General features: G+C 72.7%; 15 protein-coding genes. 9 read left to right on the top strand and 6 right to left on the bottom strand.

Going from position 1 to position 16,071, the window contains the following annotated elements:
* Positions 1–58 precede the first annotated feature (58 nt).
* Positions 59–2,218, bottom strand: coding sequence for a hypothetical protein (locus ACIA8R_RS28095; protein ID WP_357706608.1), 2,160 nt, complete (start codon positions 2,216–2,218; stop codon positions 59–61).
* A gap of 511 nt (positions 2,219–2,729) precedes the next feature.
* Between ACIA8R_RS28095 and ACIA8R_RS28100 the strand changes: the two genes are divergently transcribed.
* Positions 2,730–2,927: a hypothetical protein gene (locus ACIA8R_RS28100; protein ID WP_364103217.1), complete on the top strand. Its 198-nt coding sequence runs from the start codon at positions 2,730–2,732 to the stop codon at positions 2,925–2,927.
* A gap of 243 nt (positions 2,928–3,170) precedes the next feature.
* Here the strand turns inward: ACIA8R_RS28100 and ACIA8R_RS28105 are convergent, their stop codons facing one another.
* Genes ACIA8R_RS28105 through ACIA8R_RS28125 form a run of 5 tightly spaced genes read right to left on the bottom strand, consistent with a single transcriptional unit; the run spans position 3,171 to position 7,204 of the window.
* Entirely contained in the window at positions 3,171–3,929 is a 759-nt protein-coding gene (locus ACIA8R_RS28105) for an aminotransferase class IV (RefSeq protein ID WP_364103220.1), read from the bottom strand.
* 10 nt (positions 3,930–3,939) lie between these two features.
* Positions 3,940–4,962 (bottom strand): hypothetical protein, encoded by a 1,023-nt coding sequence (locus tag ACIA8R_RS28110; protein WP_397041231.1) that lies wholly within the window; start codon positions 4,960–4,962, stop codon positions 3,940–3,942.
* Entirely contained in the window at positions 4,959–5,435 is a 477-nt protein-coding gene (locus ACIA8R_RS28115; RefSeq protein ID WP_189645413.1) for a SigE family RNA polymerase sigma factor, read from the bottom strand. The genes ACIA8R_RS28110 and ACIA8R_RS28115 overlap by 4 nt, the downstream gene beginning before the upstream one ends.
* A gap of 27 nt (positions 5,436–5,462) precedes the next feature.
* Positions 5,463–6,425 carry an adenylate/guanylate cyclase domain-containing protein gene (locus ACIA8R_RS28120; protein WP_357706599.1) on the bottom strand — a complete coding sequence of 321 codons (963 nt, stop codon included), beginning with the start codon at positions 6,423–6,425 and terminating at the stop codon, positions 5,463–5,465.
* Between the two features lie 29 nt (positions 6,426–6,454).
* Positions 6,455–7,204, bottom strand: a complete 750-nt coding sequence (locus ACIA8R_RS28125) for an FCD domain-containing protein (RefSeq protein WP_364103228.1) — start codon at positions 7,202–7,204, stop codon at positions 6,455–6,457.
* Between the two features lie 88 nt (positions 7,205–7,292).
* Here ACIA8R_RS28125 and ACIA8R_RS28130 point away from each other — a divergent pair, with 88 nt between their 5' ends.
* The 8 genes from ACIA8R_RS28130 to ACIA8R_RS28165 are packed head-to-tail and all read left to right on the top strand — an operon-like array spanning position 7,293 to position 16,007.
* On the top strand, positions 7,293–8,792 hold the full coding sequence (locus tag ACIA8R_RS28130) for an ABC transporter substrate-binding protein (protein ID WP_364103231.1): 1,500 nt from the start codon (positions 7,293–7,295) through the stop codon (positions 8,790–8,792).
* Positions 8,789–9,727, top strand: coding sequence for an ABC transporter permease (locus ACIA8R_RS28135; protein ID WP_357706592.1), 939 nt, complete (start codon positions 8,789–8,791; stop codon positions 9,725–9,727). The genes ACIA8R_RS28130 and ACIA8R_RS28135 overlap by 4 nt, the downstream gene beginning before the upstream one ends.
* Positions 9,724–10,557: an ABC transporter permease gene (locus tag ACIA8R_RS28140; protein ID WP_364103237.1), complete on the top strand. Its 834-nt coding sequence runs from the start codon at positions 9,724–9,726 to the stop codon at positions 10,555–10,557. Before ACIA8R_RS28135 ends, ACIA8R_RS28140 begins: the two co-directional genes overlap by 4 nt.
* On the top strand, positions 10,544–11,458 hold the full coding sequence (locus ACIA8R_RS28145) for an ABC transporter ATP-binding protein (RefSeq protein WP_364103240.1): 915 nt from the start codon (positions 10,544–10,546) through the stop codon (positions 11,456–11,458). Before ACIA8R_RS28140 ends, ACIA8R_RS28145 begins: the two co-directional genes overlap by 14 nt.
* A complete protein-coding gene (locus ACIA8R_RS28150; RefSeq protein ID WP_397041235.1) occupies positions 11,427–12,275 on the top strand; it encodes an ATP-binding cassette domain-containing protein in 849 nt (282 codons plus the stop codon). Before ACIA8R_RS28145 ends, ACIA8R_RS28150 begins: the two co-directional genes overlap by 32 nt.
* Positions 12,272–13,453, top strand: a complete 1,182-nt coding sequence (locus ACIA8R_RS28155) for a M20 family metallopeptidase (protein ID WP_357706583.1) — start codon at positions 12,272–12,274, stop codon at positions 13,451–13,453. Before ACIA8R_RS28150 ends, ACIA8R_RS28155 begins: the two co-directional genes overlap by 4 nt.
* Positions 13,453–14,598, top strand: a complete 1,146-nt coding sequence (locus ACIA8R_RS28160; RefSeq protein ID WP_397041237.1) for a P1 family peptidase — start codon at positions 13,453–13,455, stop codon at positions 14,596–14,598. The genes ACIA8R_RS28155 and ACIA8R_RS28160 overlap by 1 nt, the downstream gene beginning before the upstream one ends.
* On the top strand, positions 14,595–16,007 hold the full coding sequence (locus ACIA8R_RS28165) for an aldehyde dehydrogenase family protein (RefSeq protein WP_364103249.1): 1,413 nt from the start codon (positions 14,595–14,597) through the stop codon (positions 16,005–16,007). Before ACIA8R_RS28160 ends, ACIA8R_RS28165 begins: the two co-directional genes overlap by 4 nt.
* Positions 16,008–16,071: the final 64 nt, after the last annotated feature.

Below are 16,071 nucleotides of genomic sequence, written 5' to 3' on the forward strand. Positions count from 1 at the left end.
GCGATCGTACCCGACGAAGGAGGCGCCCGCCGAGACCCCGGCGGACGCCTCCTCGGGATCACCCGGGCTGGGTGACGCCGTTGACCTTCAGCGTGTACGGCGCGTACTGCTGGACCTGCTCGGTCGGCTCGTCATAGGCCACGATCGCGACCACCGACGGGAAGACCGCGAACGGCGCGAGCTGCAGCCGGTTGAGGCTGATCGAGCCCTTGCCGTCGAACTGGGCCTGCAGCACCACCGAGTGCCGCTCGTCCAGGCCGACCAGGCGCACGTTCCAGTTGCTGACCGGCGTCGGGGAGATCTCGGTCGGGGAGTCGAACGGCTCCAGGCTGGCGCCGTCGCTCACCGCCGTGCCGCCCACCGTGACGTCGTCGACCTTCCAGCCGCCCTCGTTGACCCCGCCGTCGCTGACGTACTGGAAGCCGACGAGGATCTCCTTGCCCGCGTAGGCGGACAGGCTGTAGGAGTGCGGCTCGAACCCGGTGGTGGTGCCGTTGACGGCCGGGCCGAGCGGGCCGGCCACCGTCCTGTCACCAGTGATCGCGGTGTAGGTCTTGCCGCCGTCCGCGGAGACGATCACGTAGCCGTAGTCGAAGCCGGACTCCGCGCCGTACTTGGCGAGGAAGCGCAGCGTCGGGTCGGCGGCCGGGACCGTCACCTTGGTGACCGCGGCGACGTTGAGGTTGCTGGAGTTGCCCGACCACAGCACCGGGTTGCCCGCGCGGTCGGGGTCGTCGGAGACGACGGTCCAGGCCAGCGGGATCGGCGGCAGCGTCTTGGCGCCCTGGAACGACAGCGAGGTCGGCGCCGCGCCGCCGGGCTTGCGGATCTGCACGTAGTCGGCGCCGTTCGGGGCCGCCCCCGGGGTGTTGTACGCGGCCGGGTTGGCGAGGTTGACCGTCGAGTTCAGGCTCGCGGTCGTCACCCGCTTCTTCGGCACGCCCAGCACCACGCCACGGCTCCCGACGACCTTGTCCACCAGGACCATGGTCTGGTAGTCGTGGATCACCTGGTACAGGTTCGTCGTCCCGAGCGCGGCCTTGACGCTGGCCAGGCCCTGGAGGGCGCCGTCACGGTGCAGCTTGGACAGGAAGTCCGCGCCGTACCGGTCGTACAGGAACAACATGAACGAGTACGCGTTGCCGTAGTCGGCCAGCACCGCGTCCGGGTTGCCGCCGTCGCCCCACAGGTTGAGCGAGTTCTGCGGGCCGCCGCAGTTGCGCGGGTTCGGGTTGTACGGCGTCTGGACGATGCCGAAGCCCTGGAAGCAGTTGATGTGGTTGTCGAAGCCCTTCTCGAACACCGTCGCCTTGGGGTTGCCGTAACCCGTCACCGAGATCGCGAAGTCCGACAGGCCCTCGTTCATCCAGGTGGTCTCAAGCGGGTCGGTGTAGTAGTGCAGCAGGTGCTGCCACTCGTGGGCGAAGACGCCCTCGTACTGGAAGGGCCGGGCCGAGCGCGAGGTGCACACGTCGGAGGTCGGGTTGTCCGGCGGGTTCGCGCCGGTCCTGTGCAGCCAGTCGAACGCGTCGATCGTCATCACGTTGCGGTCGAGCAGCTCGTTGTACTGCGAGGAGAAGAAGCCCGCGATGTACGTGGTCGCGGCCGGGAAAGTGTAGTAGTTGTCGTCCCGGACGTTGTCGATCAGCGTCACCGTGCGGTCGCCGGCGCCGGTGTAGACGCCGCCGTTGCCGTTGGCGTCGGGGCCGAGCACGGCGTTCGTGCCGTCCCGGTCCGGCGGCGTGCTGAAGGTCGCGGTCTCCTTCGGGAACATGTTCGTGTCGAACTGCTGCACCAGGTTCGTGACCTGCGCGTCGGTGATCTCCGTGGTCCCGGGCACCTGCATGCGGCAGTCACCGGCCGGGAAGGCCAGGTCGTTGGCGACCCAGACCTCGATCTTGTCGCCGACGCCGCGCAGCGTGTAGTCCTTGCGGTACAGGCGGCCGTTGTAGTCGTCCGTGGCCAGCCACTGCCGTACGGTGCCGACCGGCGGCGTCTCGGCGGCGGCCTTGGCCGTGGCGCGGGCCTCGTACTTCGCGGGGACCTTGACGGGCTTGCCGTCCAGGGTGAAGTCCTTGCGGGTGAGCTCCTTGACGTCGCTCGGCGGCGATGCGGTCGCGGCGGCCGCCTGCGTGGTTTCGGCCGACGCGGGTATCGCGGCGAGCGTGGGCAGTAAGAGAAGTGCGGCAGCGATTCCGATGATTCGGGTGCGCGCCATTGAACCCCCTAGGTATGGGTGTTGCCCGGATGGAACAGGGGTGACATCCGGTAATTACCGGAACCTGTTTGACGCGCGCAATAGGGGCATTTGCCAACAAAACACGGCGGATTTGGTGATCAGATCAGGACGGCCGGCCGCCGGCACGACTCCAGCCGCCGGTCCGGGTCGTAGGCGTTCATCGTGACCAGCACCTCCTCGGCCCCGGAGACCCCCACCACGCGGCGATCGACTCACCCGGCGCGAGCGCGATCGAAGGCAGGCCCGCCACCGATTGTCTGAACTGGCGAAAAGGGCTGTCGGACAATCGGCGGTCCGTCGAGACTGAGGACTCGCCGGTGACACGGCGGATGTCGATGCAGCCGCTGACCTGGGCGGGGCTGTGAACTGCCGGTTCCTGTCCAGGCCGGAACAGGGGGACGGGCGGCGACCCCACGTTGTGCACTGCACTTGTGTCCGCCCCGGACACCGGACCGGAGATCACCCATCAAGAGTGACGAAAGGTGACAGCATGCCCAAGACGATGCTCAAACTGGCCGCGATCGGGCTCCTGACCGCAACCGGACTCGCCCTGACCGCCGGCCCGGCAGCCGCCAAGGACGACTTCTACCCCGGCGGCGGCACGGTCGCCCCGATGGGCGACGACTACTGGCCCCACAGCGGCGGGATCGCCCCGAAGGACGACTACTACCCCAGCACCGGCGGGTGAGCCCCGGTGCCACTCTCTCAGCCGTGACTCCGGCGGCAAGTGCGACCAGCAGCGGCGAGTGGAAGACGTACGGCCCCTACAGTTTCGTGTTCGATCTTCAGAGCAGAACGTGCATGGTCTCCATCTCCGGTGGTGCCACCTAAGAGGGGTCCTGTGCGGCAAGCGGCACGAGGGGCGTTGGCATGTCCGCTACAACACGGTCACCCATCTGGTCGCACTCCATCACGTGGCCCATGGCGGGGATCAATCCAGCGGGTCCCACGGGGTGGCGTCGTAGAAGGCGAGCAGCCGGGCCAGCGTCCCGGCGTCCTGGCGCAGCGGGACGCCGTCGACCTCGCCGACCGGGACCACGCCGTGGGAGTTGCACAGGAACACCAGGTCGAAGCCCGGCAGGTCGGCGACCTTCAGCGGGCGGCGCTCCTGGGGCACGTCCATGCCCTCCAGCAGGCCCATGGCCGTGCCGTGCAGCATGGGCGCGTCCGGCCACAGCAGGCGGCCGCCGGAGAAGCAGCCGACGTTCGTGATCGCGCCCTCGCTGATCAGGCCGTCGCCGGTGGTCAGCAGCGCCTCGTCGAAGCCCAGCGGCTCGGCGGCGCGCCGGATGTGCGCCTGGGCGAACCCGGCCGCCTTCTTGATGTGCGGCAGGTAACGCTGGAACGCGACGGCCGTGACGCGCTGCGGGCGCGTGGCGACCTCGGTGGGCGGGGCCGCGGTGGCCACCACGTGCGGGCGGCCGTCGTGCTCGACGACGTAGACGCGTACACCCGCGTCGCGCAGGTCGTCGCCGAGCACCGCCCGCACCGAGGCGAGCACCGCCGCGGTGTCGAGCCGGGCGCCGAACAGCTCCAGGTTGGCCGCCGCCAGCCGTTCCAGGTGCAGGGCCAGGCCGCGGGTGCGCCGGCCCCGGACCTGCATGGCGGTGAAGTGCCCGTAGCGGGCCTCCAGCGCGAAGCGCGCGTCGGCGTCGACCGCCCTGCCCTCGACCACCGCTCGTATGATCACGGAAGCGACGTTACCCCTTGCGGTAGACGGCCACGGACCAGCGGACCGGGCGGTTGCTGTCCGGGCCCCAGATGCCCGCTCTGACAGTGACCTTCACCGGCTTGCCCGCGGGGACGGAGAACTCGTTCATCGCCATCGGATACGGGCCGCTCTCCCACTGGCCGCAGGTCGCGGTCACCTCGCCGCCCTCCCCGCCCTCGATCAGGTACCTGAACCACATCCGCCGGGCCAGGTCACCGGCGCAGAGCGCCTCGATGCCGATCCGGCCGCCGTCGCCCCGGGCCGTGACCGTGAACGTCCTGGCCTGAGGCCACACCAGTTGCCGGGTGGCGCCGGCCAGGTCCCAGCCCGCCAGCCGCTTGGGGAACGGCTTCAGCGGCCCGGGCTCGACCGGCCGGCCGGGCGGGGTCCATTCGTAGACGGCCAGGCTCCAGACCGCCTCGTCGGGTCTCTGGGGCACGCACGGCCCGTCCTTGACCTCGCGGGCGCACCCCCAGCCCTTGGTGGCCGTGTCGAACGTGACCGTGATCCGGCCGGCCCCGCCGGGCACGACGAGTGGGACCAGCTCCATGTCCTTCGGGCACGAGGAGAGGGACTGGAGGGGCGCGACGTCGCCACCGGTCACGGTGATCGCCGGCGGATTGGCCCTGGGGCCGCCCTCGCACAGCGCGGCCACGTCCAGCGGCTTGCCCGAGACCGGGATCGTGACCGACGCCTTCGTCGTCCTCTCCGTCCTGATCGTCGCCGTGGCCAGCCGCCGGTAGCCGGTGCCGTCGTGGGCGGTGAACCGTTCCGGCAGCTCGCGCGCCGCCTTGACGGCCGGGGTCGCCGCCTCCTGCGGGGGTGCGGCGTCCCCCGGCAGCAGGGAGAACACGGTCACGGCCGCCACCACCGCCGCGGCGGCGGCCGTCAGGCCCCTGCGCCGCCGGGTCCGGCGCACGCGGCGGCGGATGTGCTCGGGGCGGGCCGGGTTCGCCGGGGCGGGACCCTCGGCCCGCTCCCGCAGCACGTCACGCAGGTCCTGCACGCTCATCGGTACTCCTTCACGATCGACTCGTCCACGCGCAGCTTGGCCAGCGCCTTGGCGGTCTGGCTCTTGACCGTCCCGTCCTGGCACCCGAGGATCCGCGCCACCTCCTGCACCGTCAGGTCCTCGTAGAAACGCAGCACGATCACCGCGCGCTGCCTGGCGGGCAGCCTGCCCACCGCCTCCCACAGCTCGTCGGGTCCGTGCCGGTCGGCCTTGGCGCCCTTCTCGGGCAGGGCGTCGCTCGGCAGCTCCGTCCGCCAGCGCCGCCGCCACCACGACGTGTACGTCGTCACGAGCACGCGCCGCACGTACGCCTCGGGCTCGTCGATGCGCGGCCAGGCGAACCACGCCTTGGCCAGGGACTCCTGCAGCAGGTCCTCGGCCGTCCCCCAGTCATGGGTCAGCAGGTACGCGGTCCGCAGCAACCGCTCGGACCGGGAGGCCACGAAGTCGTGGAAGAGCTTTCTGTCAGGCACACCGGTACTGACGCATCGTCGGCGACGTCAGGTTGCCCCGGCGCGCATGATCGTGAACGGCGCCAGCTCGCCCAGCCCGCGCACCGACAGCCGGTCGACCGCGCGCAGCCGGAAGGCCCGGTCGCCCTCCAGCTCCTCGGCCATCTCGGGGTCGGCCAGGATCGTTCCCGGCAGGGACAACGCGGTGAGCCGGCTGGCCAGGTTGACGGTGGTGCCGAACACGTCGCCCATGCGCCAGATCACCGGGCCGGCGGCCAGACCCACGCGCAGCTCGGGCATGTCCCTGCCGCGATGGGTCTCCACGAGGCGCAGCGCGATCTCGGCCGCCACGTGCGCCTTGTCGGCCACGAACAGCACCGAGTCGCCGAGCGTCTTGACCACCCGCCCGCCCGAGGACGTCACGACGTCGGCCGAGCGGCCCTCGAACCTGTCGACCAGCCTGGCCAGCTCGGTCGCCGTGATCTGCCTGCTGAGCCGGGTGAAGGCCACCAGGTCGGCGAACCCCACCGCCATGCGCACGGCGCTCATGTCCTGGTCGGCCAGGCGTCCGGCGGCGGCGGCGAGCTGGCGCTGCCAGGCGTAGACCAGCAGCCGCGCCAGGTCGGGCACCACCCGCTCGGCCCGCCGCCGCCAGGCCCGCGGACGCTCGGCCAGCGGCACGCCCGCCTGGTCGAGCGCCTCGGCGCCCAGCTCGGCCTGCGACTCGGCGAGCCGGGCCGTGGCCCGGCCGATCGAGCGGGCCATCAGCAGCATGTGCTCCTCGTCGTAGGCGCCGGAGCTGACCATCGCGAGCATGGTGCGCAGCGCCTCGACGTCGGAGTCGGTGAACTCGACCGCGTCGTCGGCCACGTTGGCGAACCCGAGCGCCCGCCACAGCCGGCGCGCGCGGTAGACCGGGACCCCGGCCATGTGGGCCACCTGGTGGCTGGTGTAGCGGCGCGGTGCGCGCAGGAACGCCTCCGCCACCCCGTCCGCGTCCTCGCGTGACACGCGTGCAACATAACACCCTGTGGCGGGCGTCACTCCAGGAGGGCGCGCAGGGCGGGCCGCTCGGCCTCGGGCAGGTGCACGGCGTAGTAGTCGTACATGGACCGGCGGAGCAGGCGCGCGGCCGAGGCCCCGTCGCCGGCGCGTACGGCGGCCAGCACCTCCTCGTGATGCCGGATGCTCCGCCGCATCAGCGACCCGCGGTCGGGCGCGTCGGCGATCTTCCCGGAGATCAGCCCCAGCACGACCGAGCGCACGACGTCGGTGCAGACCTGGATCAGCGTGTTGCCGCCGGCCGCCACGATCACGTCGTGGAAGGCCACGTCGGCGGCGCTGAAGGCGTCGTGGTCGGAGGAGACGGCGGCGCGCATGCCGGCGATGGCCGTCTCCATCTGCGCGAGCTGCTCCTCGGTGCGCAGCCGCGCGGCCAGCAGCACGGCCGAGGCGTCGAGCACCATCCTGAACTGCACCAGCTCGGCCAGCGACAGCTCGGCCACCCGTGCCAGCGTGGTCATCGACTTGTGTAAGGCTGCGGGGGAGAACGGCAGCACCTCCGCGCCGTTGGGATCGCCCGGCCGGGAACGCACCAGGCCGCGCGCCTGGAGCACGCGCAGCGCCTCCCGGATCGTGGAGCGCCCCACCGAGAACTGCACCATCAGCTCGCGCTCGCTGGGCAGCCGCGCACCGGGGCCCAGGGCCCCGCTCTCGATGGCCTCCTCGACCTGTTCCACGACCCGTTCGTAGGCGCGTACGGCGCGCACCGGCTCGAACCGTGCACCCATGGGAGCCCCCTTGACCCGGGCCGTCGCGGACTGGCAATGTGCGTAGCCTACTGGTCAGACCAGTGCACTAGCCAGGAGGCTGTAAGACATGAGGCGAATCGGAATCTGGATCGCCGTGGGCGGTCTCCTGCTGGTCACAGCCGCCTGTGGCGGCGGTTCCGGCTCGGGAGGTTCCGGCACCGGAGGCGCCCCCAAGGCGCAGTCCCTGTCCGTCGGGTTCGTGGCCGAGCCGGCCAACCTCGACTTCACCGCCACCGAGGGCGCGGCCATCCCGCAGGCGTTGCTGGTCAACGTCTACGAGGGCCTGGTCAAGCTCGACCAGGACGGTTCGATCAAGCCGCTGCTCGCCGAGAGGTGGACGGTCTCCGACGACCGGAAGACCTACACCTTCACCCTGCGCAAGGGCGTCACGTTCAGCGGCGGCGCGCCGTTCACGGCCGACGACGTGGTGTTCTCGCTCGGCCGGGTCGGCACCGACTGGAAGCTCAAGATCAAGTCCCAGCTCGACGTCATCGACAAGGTGGAAAAGACCGACGACTCCACCGCCGTCGTCACGCTCAAGCGGCCGAGCAACGGCTTCCTCTACGCCCTGGCCACCCGCCTCGGCGCCATGTTCAGCCGCACCGGCGTGGCCGACCTGGCCAACAAGCCCGTCGGCACCGGGCCGTACACGCTGGGGGCGTGGAAGCGCGGCGAGTCGATCCAGCTCGCCGCCAACCCCTCCTACTGGGGCGCCAAGCCGGCCCTGTCGGCGATCACGCTCAAGTACTTCAAGGACGCCACGGCGATGAACAACGCGCTGCTGACCGGCGGCATCGACGTCATCTCCGCCGTGCAGGCGCCCGAGTCGCTGCAGCAGTTCGCCGACCCGAACCGCTTCCAGACGGTCGAGGGCACCACCAACGGCGAGGTCGTGCTGTCGATGAACAACGCCCGGCCGCCGTTCGACGACGTCAAGGCCCGCCAGGCGGTCCGGTACGCGATCGACCACAAGGCGCTGCTGGACACCGCGTGGGCCGGCCGCGGCCAGCTCATCGGCTCGATGGTGCCGCCCACCGACCCCTGGTACGAGGACCGCACCGGCGACTACCCCTACGACCCGGCCAAGGCCAAGGAACTGCTGGGCGGCAAGGCGCTGACGGTCAAGATGCGCATCCCCAACCTGCCGTACGCGGTGGCGAGCGCGCAGGTCGTGAAGTCGCAGCTCGCCCAGGTGGGCATCACGGCCGACATCGAGCCGCTGGAGTTCCCGGCCCGCTGGCTGGACGTGGTGTTCAAGCAGGGCGACTACGACCTTTCCATCATCAACCACGTCGAGCCCCGCGACATGGGGATTTTTGCCGATAAATCGTATTACTTCCACTATGACAATCCCGAGTTCGGCAAACTCCTCGCCTCCGCCGACGCCGGCACCGAACAGCAGCAGACCGACGACCTCAAGAAGGCCGCCAAGCTGCTCTCGGACGACGCCGCCGCCGACTGGCTGTTCCTGTTCCCCAACCTGATCGTGGCGAAGAAGGGCGTCACCGGGCTGCCGAAGAACGCCATCGCGGAGTCCTTCGACTTCACCGGGCTCGCCAAGCAGTGACGCTCTACCTGCTCAAACGGCTGGCGGTGCTGATCGTGAGCGCCGCCGTCGCCGCCGTCGCGGTGTTCGCGTTCATGGCGCTGCTGCCCGGCGACCCGGCCGAGATCGCGCTCGGCGTCAACGCCACCCCCGACGCGGTCGCCGCGCTGCGCCGGCAGTTCGGCACCGACCGGCCCCCGGCCGCGCAGTTCCTCGACTGGATCGGCGGCCTGGCCCACGGCGACTTCGGCGTCTCCTACGTCACCAGCGCGCCGATCGGCCCGCAGATCGGCGAACGGCTCGGCGTGACGGCCGTGCTGGTGCTCGGCGGCATGGTGCTGGCGCTCGCCGTCGCGGTGCCGCTAGGCACGTTCGCCGCCGTGCACCACCGCAACCCGCTCGGCGCGGCCGTCAGCGCGGTCAGCCAGCTCGGCATCGCCGTCCCCGCCTTCCTCGCGGGCATCCTGCTGGTGTTCGTGTTCGCGGTGAAGGCGCAGGCGCTGCCCTCCGGCGGTTACGTCCCGATCGCCGACAGCCCCCAGGAGTGGCTGCGCTCGCTGCTGCTGCCGTGGTTGTCGCTCGGGCTCGTCCAGGGGGCCGTGCTCACCCGTTACGTGCGCAGCGCCGTGCTCGACGTCATGCGCGAGGACTACCTGCGCACCGCCCGCGCCAAGGGCCGCGGCAGCACCGGCGCCCTGTGGCGGCACGGCCTGCGCAACGCCTCGATCCCCGTGGTCACCGTGCTCGGCCTGCAACTGGCCACCCTGCTGATCGGGGCGGTCGTGGTCGAGCGCGTCTTCGTCCTGCCCGGGCTCGGCGACCTGCTGCTCAACGGCGTCGCCGGGCGCGACCTGCTGCTCGTCCAGGGTGTGGTGATGGTGCTGGTGGCCGCGGTCCTGCTGATCAACTTCGTGGTGGACGTCGCCTACCGCCTGCTCGACCCGAGGCTGCGATGACGGGCCGGGTGAACGCCGCGCTGCTGACCGGCGGCGTGCTGGTCGGGCTGGTGACGGTGGCCGCGCTGGCCTCGTTCGTCTGGACGCCGCACGACCCCACCCTCGTCGACGCCGCCCGCAAGCTGCGCGACCCGGGCGGCGGCTACCTGCTGGGCGCCGACAAGTTCGGCCGCGACACCCTCAGCCAGCTGATGGTCGGCGCGCGCACCACCCTCTACGTCGGCGTGGTGGCCGTCGGCATCGCCGCCGTGCTCGGCGTGCCGCTCGGCGTGGTCGCCGGGATGACGCCGCGCGGCTGGCTGTCGGAGCTGATCATGCGGGTCAACGACCTCGTGTTCGCCTTCCCGGCGCTGCTGCTGGCCGTCATGCTGGGCGCGGTCTACGGGGCCGGCACGCTCACCGCCATGATCGCGATCGGGGTGGCCACCGTGCCCGCGTTCGCGCGGGTGGCCCGCGCCGCGGCGCTCCAGGTCATGGTGACCGACTACATCCTGGCCGCGCGCGCCGCCGGCCGCCGCCGGGGCGCGATCGCCGTACGGCACGTGCTGCCGAACATCGCGTCCGTGCTGATCGTGCAGGCCTCGGTGTCGTTCGCGATCGCGATCCTGGCCGAGGCGGCGCTGTCGTTCCTCGGGTTCGGCACCCGGCCGCCGACCCCGTCGTGGGGGCGGATGTTGCAGGAGTCCCAGGAACTGCTCTTCTCCACCCCGCGCCTGGCGCTCTGGCCGGGCCTGGCGATCGCGCTCGCCGTCCTCGGGTTCAACCTGCTCGGCGACGGCCTGCGCGACCACCTCGACCCCAAGCTCAGGAGGATCCGTGCTGAGCGTTGAAGGGCTGTCCGTACGGGCCGGCGGGGTGGGGCTCGTGCACGACGTGTCGTTCGCGATCGGGGCGGGCGAGCGGGTCGGGCTGATCGGCGAGTCCGGGTCCGGCAAGTCGCTGACCGCGCTGTCGCTCATGGGCCTGCTGCCCGAGGGCGTCACCGCCTCCGGCGTGGCCAGGCTCGGCGGGCGAGACCTGGTCGGCGTACCCGAGAAGCGGCTGAAGGACCTGCGCGGACGCGAGCTGTCGATGGTCTTCCAGGAGCCGATGACCGCGCTCAACCCGCTCATGCGCGTCGGCGCCCAGGTCGCCGAGGTCATGACCCTGCACGGCGTCCCCCGCGCCGAGGCCGGGCGGCGCGCGCTCGTCCTCCTGGAACGCGTCCGGCTCCCCGAACCCGGACAGATCGCCCGCGCCTACCCCCACCAGCTCTCCGGCGGCCAGCGGCAGCGCGTCATGCTCGCCATCGCCCTGGCCAACGAGCCTGGGCTGCTCATCTGCGACGAGCCCACCACCGCGCTCGACGTCACCGTGCAGAGGCAGATGCTGGAGCTGATCGCCGAGGTCGCCCCCGCGCTGCTGTTCATCACGCACGACCTGGCGGTCGTGGCCTCCGTCTGCGAGCGGGTGATCGTCCTGTACGGCGGCCGCGTCGTCGAGACCGGGCCCATCCGCGAGGTCTTCACCCGCCCCCGCCACCGCTACACCGAGGGCCTGCTGGCCGCCTCCCGGCTCACCCCGCGCGGCACCAGGCTCCCCACCATCAAGGGCAGCGTGCCGCCCGCGGGCGCCTTCCCCGAGGGTTGCGTGTTCCGCAACCGCTGCCCGCACGCCACCCCGCGGTGCGAGACCCCGCCGGCGCTGACAGGAGACGGCCATGCCCACGCATGCTGGCACCCCGCCGACTGAGCCGCCGACTGAGCCGCCGATCGAGCCGCCGGACGGGCCGCTGATCGAGGCCCGCCGGCTCACCCGCGTCTACCACCGCCCGCGCACCTCGATCACCAGGCCGGGCGCGCCCGTCCACGCGCTGCGCGAGGTGTCGCTGACGGTCCGCCGCGGCGAGCGGTTCGGCATCGTCGGCGAGTCCGGCTCCGGCAAGTCCACGCTGCTGCGACTGCTGTGCGGCCTCGACCGGCCCACCTCCGGGTCCGTCGCCTTCGACGGACGGGAGATCACCGGCCTGCCGGAGCGGCGGCTGCGCTTCCTGCGGGAGAACCTCCAGATCGTCTTCCAGGACCCGATGAGCTCACTCGACCCGCGCATGCGCGTGCGCGACCTGGTGGCCGAGCCGCTGGTCGCGCTCGGCCTGCCGGTCGGCACGCGGGTGCCCGAGCTGCTGGAGGAGGTCGGCCTGCCCGCCTCGGCCGCCGACCGCTACCCCCACCAGTTCTCCGGCGGGCAGCGGCAGCGCATCGCCATCGCCCGCGCGCTCGCGCCCCGGCCGAAGGTGCTGGTCGCCGACGAGCCCGTCAGCGCCCTGGACGTGTCCGTCCGCGGCCAGATCCTCAACCTGCTCGCCGATCTGGTGGACGAGCTGGGCCTGACGCTCGTGTTCGTCTCGCACGACCTGTCGGTGGTGCGGCACGTGTGCGAGACCGTGGCCGTCATGAGCGGCGGCGAGATCGTCGAGACCGGTCCGGTGGACGACGTCTGGGCCGCGCCGCGCCACCCCTACACGCGTGACCTGCTGCAGGCCGTACCGACCCTGGAGGGATTGTTGTGATCGACGTCGACGAGCGGGGAGTCGTGGAGTTCACGCAGGCCCTGGTGCGCATCCCCAGCACCAACGACCCCGCGCGCGGGCGCACCGAGCGGCCCGCCGCCGCGCTGGTCGAGGCCAGGATGCGCGAGTGGGGCTGGGACCCCGTCGTGAGCGAGGCCGCCCCCGGACGCCCCAACGTCGTCGCGGTGGTCGAGGGCGGCGGCGGCGACGGGCCGACGCTGATGTTCGAGGGCCACACCGACGTCGTCACCGAGGGCGACCTGTCCACCTGGACCGTCGACCCGTTCGGCGGCGAGATCCGCGACGGGCGGCTGTGGGGCCGGGGCAGCGCCGACATGAAGTCCGGCCTGGCCGCCACCCTCTACGCCACCCGCGCCCTCCAGCTCGCCGGCCCGTTCCCCGGACGGATCAAGGTGTGCGCGCTGGCCGACGAGGAGGGCCTGATGATCGGCGCCCACCACTTCGTCGCCTCCGGGCTGGCCGCCGGCGTGGACGGCGCGATCGTCGCCGAGCCCGAGGCCGGGGAGATCTGCGCGGTGGCCAAGGGCGCGCTGCGGCTGCGGGTCGACCTCACCGGCAAGATGGCCCACGGCGCGATGCCGCAGCACGGCCGCAACCCCGTCCAGGCGGCCGGCACGCTGCTGGTCGCCCTGAGCTCCCTTCAGCGGGAGCTCCAGGAACGGCATCCGGCCCACGAGCACCTCGGCGAGGTGTACGTGACCCCGACCGTGGTCCGGGCGGGCAGCGAGGAGCAGGTCAACGTCATCCCCGCCACCGCGTCCGTCTTCGTCGACGTGCGGACGGTCCCCGGGCTGGAGCACAAGGTCGTGGCCGACCGGGTGGCCGCCCTCGCCGCCGCCTCCGACGGGATCGAGGCGTCGGTGTCGGTCCTGGTGGACCGGCCGCCGGTGGACGTGCCGGTGACCGACCCGGTGGTGGCCGCGCTGGCGGCGGCCCACCGCGCGGTGACGGGGGAGGAGCCGGTCTACGGCGGCGTGCCCGGCTCGACGGACGGGACCGTGCTCACCCACTGGGGCGGCATCCCCTCGGTCGTGTACGGCCCCGGCGGCAAGTGGATCGCCCACCAGGCGGACGAGTACGTCGAGGTCGCGGAGATCGTCCGGTGCACCCGGGTGTTCGCCGAGGCGGCGCGGCGCTTCCTGCACCGGGACTTCTGATGCTCGCCGAGCCCGCACCCGGGATGCGTCCCGGGGCGACGAACTCCCTGGTGGACGTGGCCGGGCTGCGCGTCGGGCACGCGCATCGGGTGGGCGGCGGCTACCGGACGGGCACGACCGTGGTGCTGGCGCCCCCGGACGGCGTGGTGGCCGGCGTCGACGTGCGCGGCGCCGCTCCCGGCACCCGCGAGACCGAGCTGCTCGACCCGCGCAACCTGGTCGAGCGCGTGCACGCCGTCGTGCTGTCGGGCGGCAGCGCGTACGGGCTGAGCGCGGCGTGCGGGGTGATGGAACGGCTGGCCGACGCGGGCATCGGCTTCCCGGTGGCGGGCGGGGTGGTGCCCATCGTCCCGGCGGCCGTCATCTACGACCTCGGGCGCGGCGGCGACTTCCGCGCCACCCCCGACGCGGCCCTCGGCGCCGCCGCCTACGACGCCGCCCGCCTCGCCCCTCCGGTCTTCCCCCTGCCCCGGCCCGCCGCGGACGATCCCTCCCCGCGCACCACGTCCGCCCCCTTCTCCCGGCCGACGGGCGACGGCGGTGCCGCTCCGTACGCGACCGCGCCCCCCACGGCCGGCGGCTCCATCGGGGCCGGCGCCGGGGCGATGGCGGGCGGCCTGGCCGGCGGGGCCGGGACCGCCAGCGCCGTCCTGCCCGACGGTGTCACCGTGGCCGCCCTGGCCGTCGTCAACGCCGCCGGATCCGTCCTCGACCCCGCGGGCGCCACCCTGGCCGGCGTCCGCTACGGCCTGCCCGGCGAGTTCGGCCACCTCAGCGCGCCGGACCCCGCCGAGGCCGGGGCGTGGCGTCCGGACAAGGTGACCTCGTTCAACACCACCATCGGCGTGGTGGCCACCGACCTCACCCTCACCAAGGCCCAGTGCGGCAAGCTGGCCGGGGTGGCCCACGACGGCCTGGCCAGAGCCATCCGGCCGGCCCACACCATGGTCGACGGCGACACCGTCTTCGGCCTGGCCACCTGCGCCCGCCCGGCCCCCGGCCCGGACGGCCTCCAGGACGTCCTGGCCGCCGCGGCCGACGTCTTCAGCCGGGCGGTGGCCCACGCCATGCTCGCCGCCACCGGCCGCGAGGGCGCACCGGCGTACCTCGACGTGTTCCCGAGCGCTCTGGGGGGAGACAGATGACCTGGCCGGACGGCCTGCCCATCGGCGACGGATGGGTCACCACCGAAGACGCCACCGACGTGGTCTTCCCCTACGACGGCTCCGTGGTGGCCCGCGCCCCGCTGGGCACCCCCGCCCACGCCGTCCGCGCCCTGGAGGCCGCGCTGGCCGTCGCGCCCGCCATGGCCGCGCTGCCCTCGCACGCCCGCCGCGCCGCGCTCATGACGGCGCACGACGCGCTCGCCGCCCGCCGCGAGGAGTTCGAGCGGCTGCTCGTCCTGGAGACCGGCAAGCCGCTGGTCGACTGCCGGGTCGAGGTGGCCAGGACGCTCGTCACCCTCGCCACGGCCGCCGAGGAGGTCGCCCGGCTGCACGGCGAGACCGTCCCGCTGGACCTGCTGCCGTCGGGGGAGGGGCTGGTCGGGTTCTGGACGCGGCGGCCGATCGGCGTCGTCGTCGGGATCACCGGCTTCAACTACCCGCTGCTCCTGGCCGCCCACAAGATCGCCCCGGCGGTCGCGGCGGGCTGCCCGGTGATCGTCAAGCCGGCCCCGGCGACGCCCCTGGCCACGCTCCGGCTGGTGCACCTGCTCCGCGAGGGCGGCCTGCCGCCCGCCGGGGTGCAGCTCGTCACCGGGGACGTCGAGGTCGGCCGCACGCTGGTCGAGGACCGGCGGATCGGCGCGGTCTCCTTCACCGGCTCGGCCGCCGCCGGGCACGCCATCGCCCGTGCCGCCGCCCCCACCAAGGTGCTGCTCGAACTCGGCTCCAACGCCGCCCTCGTGGTCGCCGCCGACGCCGACCTGGAGGCCGCCGCCGACGCCGTCGTGCGCGGCGGCTACTACGCCTCCGGCCAGGCGTGCATCGCGGTGCAGCGGGTGCTGGTGGAGGAGCCCGTACGGGCGGAGTTCCTGGCGCTGCTGGCCGCCCGCGTCAAGGACGTCACCGTCGGCGACCCGCGCCTGCCCGAGACCCGCGTGGCCCCGCTGATCGACGCCGCCGCCACGGACCGCGTCCTGGAGTGGATCACCGCCTCGGGCGCCGAGGTGGTCGCCGGCGGGGTGCGGGAGGGCCGGGCGATCGCGCCGACGGTGCTCTCCGGCGTGCCCGACGGCGCCGCGGCCTGGGACGAGGAGATCTTCGGGCCGGTGGTGTGCGTACGCGCGGTGCCCGGCCTCGACGCCGCCTTCGAGGCCGTCAACCGCTCCCGCTACGGCCTGCACGCCTCCGTCTTCACCCGCTCGCTGGCCACCGCCTTCACTGCCATAGACCGCATCGAGGCGGGCGGCGTGGTGGTGAACGAGGTGCCCGGCTTCCGGGCCGACAACATGCCGTACGGCGGCGTCAAGGACTCGGGCACCGGCCGCGAGGGCCCGAGGTTCGCCATCGAGGAACTGACGGTGACCAGAATGGCGATCATCCGCCCCTGACGGCCGGGACGCGAGTAACGGTTTGACGGAATGTCTTTACGTTCTGGCATCGGTCGCGTTGTAT

It is taken from the genome of Nonomuraea sp. NPDC051191 (assembly GCF_044455665.1).
In the GTDB taxonomy this organism is placed as follows: domain Bacteria; phylum Actinomycetota; class Actinomycetes; order Streptosporangiales; family Streptosporangiaceae; genus Nonomuraea.